Origin of the sequence: Psychrobacter sp. P2G3, assembly GCF_001593285.1 — a bacterium.
Lineage (GTDB): Bacteria > Pseudomonadota > Gammaproteobacteria > Pseudomonadales > Moraxellaceae > Psychrobacter.
In genome coordinates, this window is sequence record NZ_CP012529.1 from 2,876,055 (window position 1) to 2,891,743 (window position 15,689).

At 41.6% G+C, this 15,689-nt stretch carries 17 protein-coding genes; 5 read left to right on the plus strand and 12 right to left on the minus strand.

The window, feature by feature from the left end:
- Positions 1-86: 86 nt before the first annotated feature.
- From AK823_RS11765 to AK823_RS11785, 7 genes are all read right to left on the minus strand, one after another.
- Positions 87-572 (minus strand): hypothetical protein, encoded by a 486-nt coding sequence (locus AK823_RS11765; RefSeq protein ID WP_068329443.1) that lies wholly within the window; start codon positions 570-572, stop codon positions 87-89.
- Positions 573-915: 343 nt separating this feature from the next.
- Complete coding sequence (locus AK823_RS14280) at positions 916-1,110, minus strand: TerD family protein (protein ID WP_068329445.1); 195 nt, start codon at positions 1,108-1,110, stop codon at positions 916-918.
- Positions 1,068-1,259, minus strand: coding sequence for a hypothetical protein (locus tag AK823_RS14285; protein WP_228138863.1), 192 nt, complete (start codon positions 1,257-1,259; stop codon positions 1,068-1,070). The genes AK823_RS14280 and AK823_RS14285 overlap by 43 nt, the downstream gene beginning before the upstream one ends.
- Before the next feature lie 35 nt (positions 1,260-1,294).
- On the minus strand, positions 1,295-2,359 hold the full coding sequence (locus AK823_RS11775; RefSeq protein ID WP_068329446.1) for a RelA/SpoT domain-containing protein: 1,065 nt from the start codon (positions 2,357-2,359) through the stop codon (positions 1,295-1,297).
- Between the two features lie 271 nt (positions 2,360-2,630).
- Positions 2,631-2,801 carry a hypothetical protein gene (locus AK823_RS13990; protein ID WP_082785718.1) on the minus strand — a complete coding sequence of 57 codons (171 nt, stop codon included), beginning with the start codon at positions 2,799-2,801 and terminating at the stop codon, positions 2,631-2,633.
- Positions 2,788-3,105: a hypothetical protein gene (locus AK823_RS11780; RefSeq protein ID WP_068329447.1), complete on the minus strand. Its 318-nt coding sequence runs from the start codon at positions 3,103-3,105 to the stop codon at positions 2,788-2,790. Before AK823_RS11780 ends, AK823_RS13990 begins: the two co-directional genes overlap by 14 nt.
- A gap of 19 nt (positions 3,106-3,124) precedes the next feature.
- Positions 3,125-6,070 (minus strand): valine--tRNA ligase, encoded by a 2,946-nt coding sequence (locus AK823_RS11785; protein ID WP_068329449.1) that lies wholly within the window; start codon positions 6,068-6,070, stop codon positions 3,125-3,127.
- A 410-nt stretch (positions 6,071-6,480) separates the two neighbouring features.
- Between AK823_RS11785 and AK823_RS11790 the strand changes: the two genes are divergently transcribed.
- The gene (locus AK823_RS11790; protein ID WP_082785719.1) at positions 6,481-7,509 is read left to right on the plus strand and encodes a formate/nitrite transporter family protein; all 1,029 of its coding nucleotides are present in this window, start codon (positions 6,481-6,483) and stop codon (positions 7,507-7,509) included.
- On the opposite strand, the gene AK823_RS11795 is transcribed toward AK823_RS11790, so the two are convergent.
- From AK823_RS11795 to AK823_RS11815, 5 genes are all read right to left on the minus strand, one after another.
- On the minus strand, positions 7,506-7,985 hold the full coding sequence (locus AK823_RS11795) for a heavy metal-binding domain-containing protein (RefSeq protein WP_068037877.1): 480 nt from the start codon (positions 7,983-7,985) through the stop codon (positions 7,506-7,508). The genes AK823_RS11790 and AK823_RS11795 overlap by 4 nt on opposite strands.
- A gap of 64 nt (positions 7,986-8,049) precedes the next feature.
- Positions 8,050-8,493, minus strand: coding sequence for a YbjQ family protein (locus tag AK823_RS11800; RefSeq protein WP_343286423.1), 444 nt, complete (start codon positions 8,491-8,493; stop codon positions 8,050-8,052).
- Positions 8,494-8,605: 112 nt separating this feature from the next.
- A complete protein-coding gene (locus AK823_RS11805) occupies positions 8,606-9,163 on the minus strand; it encodes a UPF0149 family protein (RefSeq protein WP_068037883.1) in 558 nt (185 codons plus the stop codon).
- 231 nt (positions 9,164-9,394) lie between these two features.
- Positions 9,395-9,640 carry a hypothetical protein gene (locus tag AK823_RS11810; RefSeq protein WP_068037886.1) on the minus strand — a complete coding sequence of 82 codons (246 nt, stop codon included), beginning with the start codon at positions 9,638-9,640 and terminating at the stop codon, positions 9,395-9,397.
- Positions 9,641-9,829: 189 nt separating this feature from the next.
- Positions 9,830-11,368, minus strand: a complete 1,539-nt coding sequence (locus AK823_RS11815; RefSeq protein ID WP_068329457.1) for a hypothetical protein — start codon at positions 11,366-11,368, stop codon at positions 9,830-9,832.
- Between the two features lie 347 nt (positions 11,369-11,715).
- Between AK823_RS11815 and serB the strand changes: the two genes are divergently transcribed.
- From serB to AK823_RS11835, 4 genes are all read left to right on the plus strand, one after another.
- On the plus strand, positions 11,716-12,936 hold the full coding sequence (serB, locus tag AK823_RS11820; RefSeq protein WP_068329459.1) for a phosphoserine phosphatase SerB: 1,221 nt from the start codon (positions 11,716-11,718) through the stop codon (positions 12,934-12,936).
- Positions 12,937-13,138: 202 nt separating this feature from the next.
- Positions 13,139-14,152 (plus strand): DUF368 domain-containing protein, encoded by a 1,014-nt coding sequence (locus AK823_RS11825; RefSeq protein ID WP_068329460.1) that lies wholly within the window; start codon positions 13,139-13,141, stop codon positions 14,150-14,152.
- Positions 14,153-14,387: 235 nt separating this feature from the next.
- Positions 14,388-14,777 carry an AciT family ciprofloxacin tolerance protein gene (aciT, locus tag AK823_RS11830; protein ID WP_228138864.1) on the plus strand — a complete coding sequence of 130 codons (390 nt, stop codon included), beginning with the start codon at positions 14,388-14,390 and terminating at the stop codon, positions 14,775-14,777.
- Between the two features lie 368 nt (positions 14,778-15,145).
- Positions 15,146-15,652, plus strand: a complete 507-nt coding sequence (locus tag AK823_RS11835) for an SCP2 sterol-binding domain-containing protein (RefSeq protein ID WP_068037896.1) — start codon at positions 15,146-15,148, stop codon at positions 15,650-15,652.
- The last annotated feature ends 37 nt before the right edge of the window (positions 15,653-15,689 follow it).

Sequence of the window (15,689 nt, forward strand, 5' to 3'; positions counted from 1 at the left end):
AGATGAATTTAATTGAATAAAAAACCGCTCAAACCCTAGACTGTGAGCGGTTTCTGACTGTATGAAGCATTTTTGACAAATAGGTTCTAAACCAAGATCAACGCGATGATTGGGAATATCAGAAAATAACCAAAGACGGCTAAAATCGCGTACTTGGTTTCAATGTCTTTACCATTAAACTTCATTTTAGCCAGCGTATCGCCAAGTTTCAAAATCGAGATGCTATAGAAGTAAAAGGCGAATAGAAGAAGCACAATACTAATAGTGAATATCGCAAGGGAAGAAAGTGCGCCAAAGAAGACAACCGTTCCAGGGAATAAAATTTCACCTTTTATAATTAAAACCAGTAGAACGATAGCGGCACCGGACGCAGACGCGTGGAAAAATATGATATCGTGCAAGGTGGCATCCGCTCTATAAAAGCTGGTCTCGATATCCAGCTTATCGCTACTCAGTGCTCTTGGCATAGCGTCTCTATTAATAATGGACTTATACCCTTTTATATTACTCATGGTAACAAGGAAGGTAAAAAACGTCAGGGCGACCCAAAAGACTACGTGTATATTTATCATAGTAATTATCCCTAAATCTATGGAAACATCACTTAAAAATATTTTTATACCAATACATCTCAAACATAATGGTTTTTTTGTATATAAATCTAACTCTTATAAGAGTTAATGCTATAAGAGTCATTGCTCTTGTATTTATATTATCAGCCCTATCACGTTGATTTGTAATAAAATGTCTAAGGCAAAGCTTTACTGTAGCGGTGCTAGTCAATGTTGCATTTGCTGATAATGTGTCCAGTGCATCGTATGTACGTAGTGTCTGATTTGGTTTTGTTTTTGGCGTAAAAAAACCGCTCACAGTTTTTTGGGCGGTTTTATTTTTGACGATAGTATTCTGACTTACTTATTCTAACGATTGGATTTGATTGAGCGGAGTATCGGCTGACAACACAAAAAACAAGCTGTCTATATTAGTAGCCAGTTTAGATAAATTAATCTCAAACTCGGCTTGGATACCTTTATTCACCGTTGGCTGCGACTCGTAATGGTTGAGTTTTATTTGCCCACAAAGTGAGGTTGGCTGATTATAAAACACCATGTAATCAATTTGCCCGCTGCGTCTAATGCAAAGCAGCTGATGTCCATATCTATTGGGCTTTGGCGAGTAATCTTAAGTGTTATTGGTGCAGTATCGTCAATAGCAAGGTTGCTTAATGGTGAGCGTTGTCCAACGGTGAGATGGTTCATGGTTTCCCTTCGATCTATTTGAAAGGTTAGAAAATTTAGCTCAAGTTGGATGCATAATCATTCAATCTATTGAAGTATCTTTTTAGAATAATTATGAATTCAGATACATCTATATAAAAATTCGGAAAAGCCTTTCTCAAGTTAGTTAAATTTGTAATTTCAACGAATAAGACTTGGATTTGATCTGTATAATTCAGCTCCTCTTCTAACCTGATATAAAGGTCATTAACAGTTTTAGATGCTGCTTTAGGATAAGTTCTCACGATACTTTCTTTTTTAATGTAGTCAATAAATATAATTGCATAATCATTCTTAGAAGTTTCATTTAGCTTATAGCTTATATCTGAAGTCATATTATTAAGAAGCACTAGTAGTTCTGTTATTTTTAACTCCAACATTATTTCTTTGAGCCGTATAGAACCTCTGATTACCTCTTCCGCATCATCTATAGTAAGGTATTTACGGCCACTTTCAAATTTCTCAAACCATGAAAATATATAAGAAGACTCTTTAAAAAAACTCTTCCAGTCTTTTTCGCCATCGCCGCCTTTGAAATTTACTCCCATATAAGTTCCTATAGTCTCTACCACAGTAGACCATGCATGCTGTGACTTCGTCCTAACTTGTAACTCAAATAACCTTCTGTACTCTATTCCTCTATGTTTATTCGTTATCTCGAAAGCTATATGGTAGCTCCTATATCCATCTTCTTTAGGTTTTTTTATATAATTAAACTCTTTAACGATAGAAATATTTCTACCTAATATTTTACCGTCTTGTAATAACTTAACTACCTTTGCTAATTCTTTAAGATCATTGACTACAAGCCTTACACCTACAATATCCTGCATTTTGGTAAGTCTCATACCTTCACTTTTGACTAATTTTTGTTTTATTGACACTAGCCTTTTTAGTCGTTGCCCTGTGTAGCAATTCTTAAGATCAAGGTTTTTGACGATTCTTTCTAGTAGTTTTGAAGCTATATCTAATACATAAATATTGTGGGAGCGCCATTCTCTTATTACTTCGTGAGCCTGTCCGCTATTAAAGTCTTCAGATATAAGCTTATATACGTTGTTGTAGTATGTGTTTGACTTCATTCGAAGGTACTCACTATCCAATATAAATCTTGTTATATTTAAGAAAAACTAAGAAGAATATATTTGTCACTAAATTTGGAAAACATTTTATATCGACTTCGTTTTAAATGACAAAGTAGTAGAGACATACATTATGACAAATCATAGCACACAGATATTTATTAATGGTATAGATATGAACTCTGAAGTAAATAATTAACCAGTAGACAATAAAAAACGCCATCACAATTGTGACGGCGTTTTTTTATTTATAAAGCTATTATTATAGCAACTACAGATTCTTCAACCCTTCCATCTGCGCCGTCAACTGCCCTTCTAACTCAGCCAACTTCGCCTTCTCAGCATCGACTACTTCTGCAGGTGCTTTACTGACGAAGCATTCATTACCCAACTTACGCGAGATACCTTCCTTCCGCTTGCTTAAAAAACTATTTAAACCCAACCAAAACCATCACAGTTACGCCCAACCCTAACCAACCAAAACCCTTTGTACCTTGTACTGGTATCGTCGTATTTATTTCAGGAAATAGAATAGCGCCATACGATACTATAGGTAATATCATCAGCAAGGTATCAATATGGCGATTCGGTGAGAAGTATGGAGGATTTAAGAATAGATAAACGAGTACATATACCACCATAAATACAGTGGCGAAAATGGCATGCTTACCTAACGGCTCATGACGATTCCAATAGAAATATAGAATCGCCATGATTAAGAACGCAAGTATTAAAGTTATGGCCATTATAATGATTACTTATAATCTACAACGCCTTTAACTCTTCCATCTGCCCCGCCATAGTCGTCAACTGCCCTTCTAGCTCAGCCAGTTTCGCCTTTTCAGCATCGACCACTTCGACTGGTGCTTTACTGACAAAGCCTTCATTACCGAGCTTACGAGTGATACCTTCGGCTTGACCTTTCAACTTATCATATGACTTACCCAAACGTGCCAGCTCAGCCGTTGGATCAATCAGCCCTTTCATTGGCACAAGCACGCGTAGCTGCCCGACCATGCTTGATGATGACAATGGTACTTCATCACCTTCTTTTAATATCTCTAAGCTCTCAACCTTGGCAAGCGCCTTAAACTGATTTTTGATACGTGATAGACGCGCATCTTCATCAGCAGAGATATTTTGTAGCAGCACTGGCAAGCGTACCGCATTACCCAGCTTCATCTCACCACGGATGTTACGCACGCTAGCGATCAACTCTTGTAGCCACGCCATATCCGCTTCGACTTGCTCACTGATTTGTGCGTCGTCAGTTTGTGGATAATCAGCAATGACGATGCTGTCGGTATTTTTACGATTCAATAACGGCGCAATAGTCTGCCAGATTTGCTCGGTCAGATATGGCATGATTGGATGGCTAAAGCGCAGCGCGGTCTCGAGTACATGCAGCAGTACATAACGGATTTGCGCTTTACGCTCATCCGTCACCGAGTCATCATTGAGACTGGCTTTGGCAAGCTCGACGTACCAATCACAGTATTCATTCCAGATAAACTCATAGATATCTTGGCTGACCATATCAAGGCGATACTGAGCAAAATGCTGATGAATGTCTTTAATACTAGAGTTCAGACGACTCATAATCCATTTTTCTGGTAATTCCCATACCTCAGGATTTGCACTCTGGTCGATAGGCTTGGCACTGCCTTCGCTATCGACGCAGTTCATCAGTACAAAGCGGCTGGCGTTCCAGATTTTATTACAGAAGTTACGATAGCCCTCGACACGTTTAAGATCAAAGTTAATATCGCGACCGGTACTGGCTAAGGATGTGAAGGTAAAGCGCAATGCATCGGTACCGTAAGCTGGGATGCCTTCTGGGAATTCTTTACGCGTTTGCTTTTCGATTTTAGCCGCATCTTTTGGATTCATCATATTGCTGGTACGTTTTTCGACCAGCGCTTCCAAATCGATGCCGTCAATCAAATCAATCGGATCTAAGACGTTGCCTTTAGATTTGGACATCTTCTGACCATTGCCATCACGTACCAGACCATGCACATAGACGGTCTTAAACGGCACTTGCGGCGTGCCATCTTCGTTCTTAACAAAGTGCAGGGTCATCATAATCATGCGCGCGACCCAGAAGAAGATAATGTCAAAACCAGTCACCAACACGCTAGTTGGGTGAAAGGTTTTGAGCACGCGCGGATCAGCGTTAGGATCTGCCCAGTCCAACGTACTAAACGTCCATAGACCTGAGCTAAACCAGGTATCGAGCACGTCATCATCTTGGCGCAGTTTTACATCATTGCTTAGATTATATTTGCTACGTACTTCGGCTTCATCACGAGCGACATAAATCTCACCAGTCGCGTCGTCATACCATGCTGGGATACGATGTCCCCACCAGAGCTGGCGGCTGATACACCAGTCTTGCAGATTGTTCATCCACGCCATATACATGTTTTTATATTGCGCAGGGACGAACTCGATGCTGCCATCTTCGACCGCCTCAATCGCAGGGCCAGCCAGCTTATTGACGGCGACATACCATTGATCAGTCAACCACGGTTCAACGATCGTACCGCCACGCTCAGCGCGCGGTGCTTTTAGCGCATAGTCTTCTACTTCTTCTAGCCAGCCCTGCTCGCCTGCTTGCTCCACGAGGAATTTACGCGCGGCAAAACGCTCAAGTCCCGCGTACTCGCTTGGCGTGGTCTCTAATGTTGGCTCACGCGTTTGCAGATCAATGTAGATTTCCATCGCTGGCAAGATATTGGCGCGCTCATCAAGGATATTAATCAGCGGCAAGCTGTGACGACGACCCAATTCATAATCGTTAAAGTCATGCGCTGGAGTGATTTTTACGCAGCCTGTCCCAAAGTCTTTTTCGACGTAATCATCAGCAACGATAGGAACAACGCGACCAGTAATTGGCAAGGTAATGGTTTTACCGACTAAATGAGAATAACGCTCGTCACTTGGGTTAACGGCAACAGCAGTATCGCCAAGCAAAGTTTCCGGACGCGTAGTGGCGACCACTAGATAGTTTTTACCATCTTGAGTCGTCAGGTCTTTATCAGTGAAATAATAGCGGAAATGCCACAAGCTACCCTTTTCGTCATGGTTTTCAACTTCTAAATCAGACAGTGCTGTTTGGAATTTAGGATCCCAGTTGACCAAACGCTTACCGCGATAAATGAGACCATCATCGAATAGACGAACGAATACTTCTTTTACCGCATTGGATAAGCCATCATCCATGGTAAAGCGCTCACGCGACCAGTCCACCGAGCTGCCAAGCCGACGAATCTGACGGGTAATATTGTCACCCGACTCTTCCTTCCATTCCCACACTTTATCGATAAAGTCTTCACGTTTCATATCACGGCGCTTAATACCTTGCGCTTCTAGACGACGCTCAACGACCATTTGGGTGGCGATACCAGCATGATCCGTACCCGGTTGCCACAGCGTGTTGTCGCCATCCATGCGGTGATAACGCGTCAAGGCATCCATAATGGCATTATTAAAGCCATGACCCATATGCAACGAGCCAGTGACGTTTGGCGGCGGCAAGGCGATAGAGAACGACTCGTCTTTATCAAAGCTCGGCTTGAAATAACCACTGTCTTCCCAGCCTTGATACATGCCTGCCTCGACCTGTGCAGGATTATAGGCATTCTCTAATTGACTTAAAGCGGCTTGGATAGATTTGGTCAAATGATTGTTGCTATCAGGATTACTCATAAGGCTCTCAGACTAAAACGTAAATGGATTAAATAGAATGGCTTAAATAGATATTTATAATATGACGCACAAGCAAAGCTATCGCTGAATTCATACAATTAACCAACGCAAGCAGGGTTAAAAAATACTGCCAACGATAGATAATAATAGAACAGGTGCGTAAATAAAAAGTTAGTGCGATGATTTTATCTTATATGAGCAAATTTTGTTAGCATCTGATGCTTTTTCCTTACTTGCAATGCTTTTCCATCTGTCACTAGTGATCAAATTGATTTAGTTATTTGTCATCTCAGCTTTATTTAGGTTATGTTACTGGCGAGTTTTCTTTGCCGTAATTCCTATCTGCACCATCTCTGCACACTGCAAATGGAAAGCTGTCTACACTCATAATCTTATATAAGCTTATCCTTATGTCTAACATTACCAGCAAACCTGATAAAGAACCTGCTCCTAGCAACAAGCTTGATAATAGCGATGATGTCGAAGAAGATAACGAGACGCAAGCGATCGAAAAATTAAAGGACGAAGATTTTCCTAAAGAGTTTAGTGATGAAGATAAAGAAACCATTAAGGAAGTCGCCAGTGACAGCAATCTTAGTGAGCCCAAAAGCTATGCCAGTATCCTAGTCGAACAAGTCATCGATGCCAAGGAAACTTTTAATCGCTCGCTTGGCTCATTGTTTACCAGCGCTTTTACTGCTGGGCTAGAGATTGGTATCAGTTTATTTGTCATTCTTTCTGCTTTTGCGCTACTTAACGAAGTAATCCCTAGTCACTATGCAATAGTGTTGGCTTCGCTACTTTATCCAATAGGCTTTATTATCGTGGTTATTGGTCAGTCGCTATTATTCACTGAGCAGACCTCACTGTTGAGCCTACCCGTGTTAAACAAGATAGAACCACTACACAAGCTTCTGCGTCTATGGGGCATTGTCATTGCCGGAAATATCGTTGGTGGTTGTATATTTGCCGCCTTGATGATTGGTCTGGGCTTGAATATGGATCTGTTTAGTGTCAGCGATATTGATGCTTATGCTGAGCATGTTTTGGGGTTTAAATGGTGGGTTATCTTTGGTAGTGCGGTATTGGCAGGCTGGATGATGGGCGTTGCAGCTTGGCTTGTGACCTCGGCACGCGATACGATTAGCCGCATTGTATTGGTCACTCTCATTACTGGTAGCATTGGGTTTTTGGGCTTACATCACAGTATCGTTGGCAACATCGAGGTCTTCTCAGCATTACTATATGGTAATACGGTTAGTTTATGGCGTTATTTGATATTTTTAGTGGTGGTATTAATTGGTAATACAGTGGGCGGCGTGGTGTTCGTCGCGGTATTAAAAAACCGTACCTTCTTATTCGATGTGGCGAAGGTAAAGCAGCAAAATAAAGAGGATAAAAATGACAGGATAGCGCGGATGAATGGACGGCAGCGTTAACGCGTTTTAGGGTTTTCGGTACTGATAACCGCAGTGCCATAAGCAATGGCCTCTACCATACTACCCAGCTGGTTGATATTACTGACTTCTAAACGTAAGCCATAAATGTGGTTGTAGCCTTTTGCTTGTGCTTGGGTACGCATACGCACTAAGGCTTCACGGCGCGAACGATCTAGCAAGGTTTCATAGGTGGTTAGGTTTTTGCCAAATAAGCTTAAGACCCGAGCAATCACCATTTTGAAATAATCTTGCGCAATAACGACGCTACCCAGTACCAGCTCACCTTCACTATTAGCGGCAAGGTTGGCTCGATAAAAACGCTCGCTGGATACGATAATATGAGCCAGCTCTTTTTCTGCCACTGTCAGCTGTGCTAAATGCTGACGTTCATGACGCATACCAAAAAACCAACCGACTGCGAATAATAAAACAAACGGCCCATAGTTAATGAGTATTTGAGTCATAGAATCATTCATGGCACGTCTCTTATCTTAAAAGCGAAAGTGAAGTTGCAACAGCTTTGCAGTCGGTTCACTATCATTAGCCAAAGGGATTAAAACGTGGTAACTCATCAACTGGGGTTTGCGCTGGGCTTGGTTGTTGTTGATTAGACTGATAATCACCGGGTGGGTTGTACGGTGGCTGCGGTGACATAGGTTGTTGTTGCATACGTACGGCTTTAACAGCAGTACCATAAACAAACAGCTCTGAGGCTCCTTGTGCAATGCTAGAGGTCGAAAAACGCAGACCGACCACTGCATCAGCGCCTAATGCTTCCGCCTTGACAACCATGCGATCTATCGCTTCTTGGCGTGACTCTTCTAACAGCTCTGTATATGCCGTTAGTTCGCCGCCAACGATATTTTTGAGTCCGGCAAATAAGTCTTTACCGACATGCTTTGAGCGCACAGTACTGCCGTATACCACATCCAAGCGTTCGGTGATTTGATAGTTAGGCAAGTGCTCAAGATTAGAGAGTTGCACAGTCATGGTATTACCTTATCAGTGACTTGTCGTATAAATCAGTGAAGATGAATCAATGAAAATAAATCAGTGACAGCATTTATCTATAAATAAATGCTGTCTACGGACAAATCTAGTCATTGGTATGGAACAATAAAAACAATTCAGTCAAATTGCCTTCAATGCTGTTTGCCATCTGTGCCATCTTGTCTTCATCAGCACGCATCTGTGCAAGTTCTGGGTCTTCATCATCAATACCGCTGAGCAGAATCATTGGTAAGGTCAATACGGCGACATCTTCAGCAGTATCTTCAGATTCAAACCAGTCGCTAGCTTCATCACCATACATAGCATCTACAAAGCCAATCGACCAAGCGACGATATCTGACTCATCTGAAAAGTCGACAGCGACTTCTTCATTGCCAGCATCTTCACCAAAAGGCAGCTCAATAGGCGTCTCATTTTTCAGTTCAGCCATGATAGAGGCGCGCCAGCGATGAATGCCGTCGATGACGTTTTCTGGAAGCTCACTAACATGACCTTCAAACAATGCATCTATCCAGTTTGGCAGTGGACGTCCGATAACCGTGGCGGTCAAAAAACCATGGGTGGCGACACTATCGAGCACAAACTGGCTCTCTTGGTTGTCTAAAAATTCCATTAATTCATCGAAGCTTAATTGGTTGCTCATGGGGTACTTATCCTTGGGTCGATAGATAGCATAATAACTAATAGTGAAAACCAACTTGATTAGCTACTAACACCCTATCTATTAAATACATTATCAAATGCTATAAATAAAATTCACGATTATCATAAAAATAGAGTGAATGTCATCAGTTTAGCTTAGCATAATTGAGTATCGATAAGCTGTTACGTCCTATTATATAACCCAATCGCTAACTGACTTCCGACCAAAGGCTTAAATATCGTCGTCATCATCCCAATCTGCATCGAAGTCATCATCGTCGTCATCACCTAAATCGTCTAGCTCGTCTTTTAGTGCTTTGGCAAGACGTTTTTCTTCTAGTAAATTATCAATCAAACGACGTTTTTCAAGGCTACTTAAACGTGTGCGTACACTGGTCTCTGCCTCTTCAACCATCTTCGCATCATCATCATCGGCAAACTCACCATCAAAATCATCATCGATATCAGTATCACTCATGACTAACTCCTATTATTTGGGCAATAAATACAAAATACATTGATATACTTATGCCTTATAAAGTCTCAGTCGCACCTTGTCAATCCTTTTTACGCATATCACTACTTTATTATTATTTATAGTTGCGCTTTTTTAGATACTTATCAGGGTCGCCCACTATCTAATCACAGACATTGGTTGGCTATAAAATTAATCGGCTATCTCTTGTTCTTCATCTTCAGTTCCGGTCATCAGCACTGCATTACGAACAGTGGCTAAGCGTTGTATCATGGCATCATTAACGCCATCAAAGACAGCGCATTCACGTTCATATACTGTCGTCGGACGCTTTAAACTCTTCACTTGTACATGACTGCCAATTTGCTTAAGCCCAGAGTTAGGCAATAAGATCAGCATTTGTTCTTTTCTACCGACACTCTTTAATAGCTGCGTCATTGCTTGCGTTTGCGCCTCATCACTCACCCCAGCTTTTGCTGGCAGCGCGAAACGTGATAGCTCAATATGCTTTTCATGAATGATTTTATTGAGCATGAGATACAACTTGCCCAACATGACACCAGCCAGTGCAGCTTTTGCATGACTATTATCAGCTTTGAGCACTGCACAGGCACCAACTTCATCAAAAAGTGGCTCATTGACAACACTGACACCAAGCAATAGCGGCTGCTTAAGTAGCTCAGTTATTGCCTGATTTAGCAGTTGCGTACATAACGCGAGATAAGGCATACGCATTTCAGGCGCAAGACGCTCTAGCATGTCATATTCATCATGAAACATAATCTGCACACTTACGGTATCGAAAGCGCGGTTAGCAGACAGTTTTGAGGCACTACTAGTAAATTTATGGGCACTACTACTATTGATTCCTGCACTAGCCTGAGCATCAGTTGAGCTATTAACAGTGCTAGTTGAACGACTACTCTGTGTCACATCGGTTGAGGTACTAGAGCTTGTTTGACTATCAGAGCTATTGGTTTGCTGCGATTTTAAATAAGCATTAAGCTCATCATGGATTCCAGCCGCACTGACTTTATTGGTTTTACCAGTTTCGTCACTAGGTGTAGCAGTGTCATTGTTCACATTATTGTTAACGGTACTATTTAAAGTATCATTCGAGACAGTAGCACTGTCTCTCTCTTCGGCATAATTTTCATTAGGCGCGCGGCCATAACTCAATTGACCAGATTGCACATATTGCTCACGATGCAAGTCTTGAATATCTCGGCTTAGAGCATTGATTTGCTCTTTGGTTGGACGTGCGACATAGCCATATAGCAGCCATAAGAACAGATGAAAAATCAGCGAGCCAATAACGAACGGCCATTGCATCGCGATAATTTCGCCCTTACTGATGTCTTTTAAGGTCAATGCGACACTACCGATAACCGCATCGCCTTTGGTTGCCATCTGGCTAATGGTATCGCCTTGCTGCATAGGTGCATTACCTACTGGCACCAAAATCTCATCATTGCTATCTTTAATCACTATTCGTGCGACATCCTGCTCGCTCGTATAACGATTGGCAATGACACTCAGACTCACGCGGTCTTTGTTTTCTAAAGACAGACGCGCCTCATCGATAAGCTGGGCGACCATTTGCTCGCCTTTTTGCTCACGACTTTTAGTCAACTGCTGATCAGTGCTGATTACCAGCAATAAAGTCTGTAAACAAAAACTGACTAGAATGATAATGGCAAACAACCCTTGCCGCGGCGCTAAATACGTCATGATATGTTAAACTTTTTTGGATAAAGGAAATTAAAAAAACGAGACTGTTGCTCATTTTTTGGAAGAGTATGCTACTAATTGTTCTCATTTAAACGAACTTAATCTAACTGTATTACTAGCCGCGATATGAGCAATTGGCCAGTTAATATTATCTACTATATCATCATAGTGGTCATCATAGATTTAGCTGCCAGTATACATTTAATTATCTGCAAAGTTCGGTCATTATACTAGAGGTGATACCATTATTATTCAACTGTTGTACTTTGCGCTTCATGTATAGGCGATACACAGTAAAACTGTTATTATTCCTAATCTTAACTGCGCATACAAGGGACAATTGAGACATGCCAAAAAATACGCCTTACTCGTTACCAAAAGACAGCAAAGCATGGCAACAAGCCGTTGATTCTGTAGCAGCATTGTTGCCTGCAGATACCAATCTGTTAGACTTTGATACGCTTCAATCTTTACCTGTATTTGCACTTATTGTAGTATTGCCTGCGCGTGTACATGCGCTTGATATTCATCAATATGTGCAGTCTTGGGTTGATGAACAGCCAAACTGGCATCTGGTAACAGTAGCAGAAGATACTGAGGCGAGCTTTGTAGATATTACGATACCGGAAGCGGCTACTGATACAGTTTCTGTCTCCAGCACTGATAATAGCACCAAACAGCCGTTTGTCCCTGCGCAAGTGTTCCGCTACTTATTGGTTCCTGTTACCGATACTCTCATGCATCCTGGTAAAAAAACAGCGGCAGCTCACATTATTGATGACCAGCTAACTACTCGTCTGCGTCATGATTTGGCGGAGAACTACCTAGCGAAAGGCAATAATGGCACACAAAGCCTGAGTATCGACAGCATGAATGTGGTCGATTGTCACATTCTATCTATCGGTCATATGTTGCGTACTCATAAGCTTGTTTGCTTCGATATGGATTCTACTCTAATCGAACAAGAGGTCATCGTTGAGCTAGCAAAGACTGCAGGTATCGGTGAGCAAGTTGAGACAATCACGGAAGCAGCGATGCGCGGTGAGATTGATTTTGATGAGTCTTTTGTTCAGCGGGTATCATTACTAGAAGGCATTCCTACTACTGTACTTGATGAGATTTGTGCGCGCCTTACCCTATCGACAGGTGCTCGTACTACTATTAGCGCCTTTAAAGCACTAGGCTATCATACGGTACTGGTCTCTGGTGGCTTTACTTATTTTGCCCGTTATATCGCTGAGCAGTTAGGTATCGATGAAGTTCATGCTAATAACTTAGATATCGAAGATGGCGAAGTGACTGGTCATGTACAAATGCCTATCGTTAATGGGGCTAAAAAAGCCTCTATCGTTGCTCATATCGCTGAGCGCATGGGTATCGAGATGTCACAAGTAGTCTGTGTTGGTGATGGGGCAAATGACTTACCAATGATGGCCAACGCCGATTTAGGCGTGGCTTACCATGCCAAATCTATCGTACAAGCTCGCGCTGATGCGGCGGTAAATGTCACAGGTCTCGAAGGCGTTCTCTATGCGCTTGGCTATCCGGCACTTATCTCTGTATCTTAATTAATAACAATAACTACTCTATGCACTTTTTAGGCATAGAGTTTTGTGCGCCCTAAGCACATTATTTAGACGTTAAGTTAGATTAGTACTATTTTCTCTAATCTAACTTAACGTCGTTAATTTCGCTCTTGTCAATAATAATCATTTTTTAACTCTGATCTTTTAATACTGATCTTTATTACTTTTTTAGAAAGGAATGTCCATGACGGCATCACCATCACCACGGCCAAACACGCCGTCATCAAGCGCGAAGACCGATGCAGCCTCATTATCAAATCCAGCAGCTGCCCCTTCAAAAGCAGATAATCCAAAGCAGTTACTGGCTGTCTATATCAAAGGGATGGCAATGGGCGCAGCTGATATCGTACCTGGCGTATCGGGTGGTACCATTGCACTGATTGCAGGTATTTATGAGCGTCTTATTAATGCGCTTGGTAGCATTGGTCCGAGCCTTTGGCAAGTATTTCGTCAACATGGTGGCATCAAAGGTCTACTTGCCGTGTGGCGACAGGTCGATGCGACATTTTTATTATTCTTATTACTAGGTATTGCCACTAGCTTTGCTACTTTAGCAGGCCTTATCAAGAACTTACTAGACAATCAGCCATTGCTTATCTGGTCGTTTTTCTTTGGTTTAGTGGTCGCCACTGTCGTTATTTTATTGAGTGAGATTAAACGCTGGAATGCAGCGCGCACAGGGCTATTTATCATTGGTATTGTGACAGCGGTAGTCATTAGTAACCTGCCGCTGCTTACCACTACTCCAAGCTTACCGTATTTATTCTTTGCAGGCGCCATTGCGATTTGTGCGATGATTCTACCGGGTATTTCTGGGTCATTCATCTTATTGTTGATGGGTGCTTATGATACGGTTTTAGAAGCGGTACATACTTTTAACCTTAGCGTCATCATCACCTTGATGGCAGGTATGGCAACGGGGCTATTATTATTTACGCGGATGCTCAAGTGGTTATTGGCACGCTATTATCAAGCAACTTTGGCACTACTAACTGGCTTTATCGCGGGCTCACTAGTTAAAGTATGGCCGTGGAAAGTAGACGCTTTGGGTACACTCAATAGTGATGCCATTAACAACGTTGCACCGTGGCAATACCCTGCTGGCGCGCAGTGGCTCACGACATTAGGGCTGATGTTACTCGGTGCAATCTTAGTATCGGCGCTATCTTGGTGGGGCAACCGTACCAATCGTGTATAACCTATTAGCTTATCATTCAAGTTATTGATATAAATGTATTTTTAAAATTATTTATTTACTATAAGCGCCCAGTATTGAGGCGCTTATTTTTATTGATTACTATCCTTTTTAATAAAATAACCGCTATAAACTAGACGACAACCGTTGTCGCAAAGTCGCCTCTCCCCCCTTCAGCTTTCCATGCTTAACTAGCATAATAGTCTTATTGAAATTCACCTTATGAATAGCGAGATGAATGATGTTTTTGACTATATTTTCTGTTGCTGGTGTAAAGATGTGGGGTGGTAGCGCTTTACTTGGTTATGGCTTATTGGCAAGCTTTATCATTGCTATTGCTTTATCCTCGCAGCGTTGGCTACTATGGTATGTACTTGGTGGTATGGTATATTGGCTGAGCGTTGAAGTGTTACATAGTGCTTTAATGAATGGTTTTGGATTATCTGATTGGCATAGTTACGTAGTGGCCTTGGGTGTCAGCTGGTTGCCGCTAGCAGGTTGGGTTTTATATCGAGCGCTACGTTATGATGATGTTAGCCGGACAGTACAGCAAGAGCGCGAGCTGGCTGCTGCACGCTACGTTGAACATACTCCTATCTATGATGATCACTATCAGCCGCGCTTCTAGAAGCAATGTTTTATTAAATATCATTTACTGTTACTCACTGCGCCTAATATTGGCGCATTTTTTGACGCTTATGTTTGATAGAAATGTTTGATGGCAATGTGATGATATTCACTACAGCTTCTGAATTAGTAGCATATTGTCTATTATGAAGTTACATTTGCAAATCTGCAGCTGTAACAAGAATGTAGTTGGTTCAAGGTGTTGTTACATGATGTCTAATAGCTCCTACGCAACTACTAAAGTATTAAAGGTAGATGGTCGTTTATAATTTACGTATATGATTGTCGTGAAAATTAATATAAAGTGGCGTTTATTCAACACCTACATTTTACACACTTATTCTTATACTCATTTTTAGGAGCCTGACTATGTTTACTATTCCTGTGTTAGATATCAAATCTGATCCATTAGACGTATTGCTAGCTGTGGTTGGCTATCGCCTATCCATGCTTGCTGATAGCGATAATGAAGACATCAAAAAACTGTTCGCTGATCGTAAAGTTACTATCGAGCTTGCCAGTGTTGAGTCTAACATCGCACGTCATTTTAGCTTTGATAATGGGAAGTTTAGTCAACGTAGTGGTCACGCTGATAAGCCAGATCTGACTATCAACTTTAAAGATTCAATGACTGGTGTTAAGCTTTTATCTAAAGGTGATCTTCCTGCCTTTATGACTGCTGTTCAAGAAGGCAACCTAAGTATAGAAGGCGATTACAGCTTAATGATGTGGTTCAACAAGCTTGCTAAGCATATCGTGCCTACTATGCCAGAAGAGTGCAAACCATACATTCAAAAAGCGAAACCTTATGCATATAAAGCGCAAAAGTTCGCTCATCACTGGATTGGTGTCGCTAAGCATAAAATTGGTAAATAATGCTCGGTAGCGTTATATGCCTAGAGAGATAGAGTTT

Excerpts from the sequence above, each read along its gene's own strand:
- serB (WP_068329459.1), top strand. The coding sequence starts at position 11,716 with ATGCCAAAAAATACGCCTTACTCGTTACCAAAAGACAGCAAAGCATGG.
- AK823_RS11775 (WP_068329446.1), bottom strand. The coding sequence starts at position 2,359 with ATGAAGTCAAACACATACTACAACAACGTATATAAGCTTATATCTGAA.
- AK823_RS11810 (WP_068037886.1), bottom strand. The coding sequence starts at position 9,640 with ATGAGTGATACTGATATCGATGATGATTTTGATGGTGAGTTTGCCGAT.
- AK823_RS11805 (WP_068037883.1), bottom strand. The coding sequence starts at position 9,163 with ATGAGCAACCAATTAAGCTTCGATGAATTAATGGAATTTTTAGACAAC.
- AK823_RS14285 (WP_228138863.1), bottom strand. The coding sequence starts at position 1,259 with ATGAACCATCTCACCGTTGGACAACGCTCACCATTAAGCAACCTTGCT.
- aciT (WP_228138864.1), top strand. The coding sequence starts at position 14,388 with ATGATGTTTTTGACTATATTTTCTGTTGCTGGTGTAAAGATGTGGGGT.
- AK823_RS11815 (WP_068329457.1), bottom strand. The coding sequence starts at position 11,368 with ATGACGTATTTAGCGCCGCGGCAAGGGTTGTTTGCCATTATCATTCTA.
- AK823_RS11795 (WP_068037877.1), bottom strand. The coding sequence starts at position 7,985 with ATGAATGATTCTATGACTCAAATACTCATTAACTATGGGCCGTTTGTT.
- AK823_RS11780 (WP_068329447.1), bottom strand. The coding sequence starts at position 3,105 with ATGGCCATAACTTTAATACTTGCGTTCTTAATCATGGCGATTCTATAT.
- AK823_RS14280 (WP_068329445.1), bottom strand. The coding sequence starts at position 1,110 with ATGGTGTTTTATAATCAGCCAACCTCACTTTGTGGGCAAATAAAACTC.
- AK823_RS11785 (WP_068329449.1), bottom strand. The coding sequence starts at position 6,070 with ATGAGTAATCCTGATAGCAACAATCATTTGACCAAATCTATCCAAGCC.
- AK823_RS11790 (WP_082785719.1), top strand. The coding sequence starts at position 6,481 with ATGTCTAACATTACCAGCAAACCTGATAAAGAACCTGCTCCTAGCAAC.
- AK823_RS11825 (WP_068329460.1), top strand. The coding sequence starts at position 13,139 with ATGACGGCATCACCATCACCACGGCCAAACACGCCGTCATCAAGCGCG.
- AK823_RS11765 (WP_068329443.1), bottom strand. The coding sequence starts at position 572 with ATGATAAATATACACGTAGTCTTTTGGGTCGCCCTGACGTTTTTTACC.
- AK823_RS11835 (WP_068037896.1), top strand. The coding sequence starts at position 15,146 with ATGTTTACTATTCCTGTGTTAGATATCAAATCTGATCCATTAGACGTA.